Here is a 1,472-nt window from a genome sequence, read left to right as displayed (position 1 = left end):
GGCTCTTCGAAGTTGAGCGGGCAATTCCGTTCAGCAGTGGAATTGCTGGATGCTGGCCCGCTGGGCGCGGGTGCAGTGGAATCGTATCCGGCGCCGTGAGTTCTCGGTGTTGCGGAACCCGCAGGCCACGCGTTTGACCTGTTTGACCAGGCGGTTGTAGCCCTCGGTGCGGGCGTTGGTCAGCCCAGTGTGCAGGAACGCCAGGATCGCTGGCCACCACGTCTCGATCGTGCTCGCGAGCCGGGTAATCTCGGGAATGTCGGCGTCAGCACACCATCGGTAGAAGCGGTAGAGTCGGCGGCGGATCTCGCCGTCGTCAGCCCCGTCTCGTGCAGCGGAAAGTAGTTGCCGTAGTTCCTCTTTCGCGATGTAGGCGGTCAGGATCTGGCCGCTGGGATCATGGTCGAACAGCGCATTCCACATCTTCGCAAATGACCTGTCCGACAGCCGTTCTCGCGCACTGAGCAGTCGCCGACGGTTGGCCCACTCCGGATCCTGCTTGCGTCCACGGCGGCCATGGGCGTCGAAGGTGACCCGCCGGCGCACGCCGGTGACCATGTCGTTGGCCAGCTTGACCAGGTGAAAATGATCGACCACCACCTGCGCGTTGGGCAACAGTGCGTCGGTGACCGCGGCCGCGTAGGCGGCCGACGGATCGATCACCACGTGGGTGATCTGATCGCGGAACTGCTCGGATTGGGCGGTCAGCCAGTCGGTGACGGCCTTGCTGGTGCGGCCCTCGACTTGGCCGAGGAGGCCCTGATCGCCACCGAGATCGACGAACCCGGTGTCCCACGGATCCACACGCACCCAGCGGCGTCCGTCGGCGTCACGGATCCAGCGGGGCTTGCCACGGCGGGTCTCGTCGATCCCGAGCACCTGCACCGGTCGCGGCGTGCCCAACACCCGGTCGGCGTGCTCGACGAACGCGGCGTGCGCGGTCGGCCACGACACGCCGACTCCGGCGGCGACCTCGACCACCGAGCGGGCCGCGTCCCCGACGGCACGGCCAATCTGGGTGCGCAATCGGGTCGTGGTCCGGCGGTGTGGTGGCACCTGCGGGATCGATTCGGTGAAGGTGGCACGCTCACAGTTCGGGTTGACGCATCGGTATCGGGTCTTGTTCCACCGCAACAGGATTGGATCGTCACCGTAGCCGATATCACGGGGTCGGGTGACTGCGTGATCTTTCACCGACGTCGAAATCGTCCGACAGTCCGGGCACCGGGCCGCTTCAGGATCGGCGGTCACCACATCGACCACCCGCGTCCTGCCCTGCCGCGACACCGCGGCAACCTCGAGTCCTTCCAAACCCAACAACAACGACGACGTAGCATCGACCATGCCCCTGGTACTCCTCACCGAAATCTTGAATGCTTCGCAACATCCAGATTTCCGGAGACCAGGGGCGCCTTACGTCACCGACACGCCGGTCCGCTGACCAGGCATTGCCCGCTCAACCTTGAAGAGCC

At 65.4% G+C, this 1,472-nt stretch carries 1 protein-coding gene; it reads right to left on the bottom strand.

Annotated features, from left to right (window positions below; all coding sequences use genetic code 11):
- Positions 1-30: 30 nt before the first annotated feature.
- Positions 31-1,344, bottom strand: coding sequence for an ISL3 family transposase (locus tag ACWDTD_RS20505; protein WP_449748952.1), 1,314 nt, complete (start codon positions 1,342-1,344; stop codon positions 31-33).
- Positions 1,345-1,472 lie beyond the last annotated feature (128 nt).

This window comes from Gordonia sp. NPDC003425 (assembly GCF_053588635.1).
The sequence above is the reverse complement of the archived record's forward strand: the minus strand, read 5'-3'. Positions and strand labels throughout refer to the sequence as shown.

What these genes read in the sequence shown, in the direction of transcription:
- ACWDTD_RS20505 (WP_449748952.1), bottom strand. Translation starts at nt 1,344, where the DNA reads ATGGTCGATGCTACGTCGTCGTTGTTGTTGGGTTTGGAAGGACTCGAG.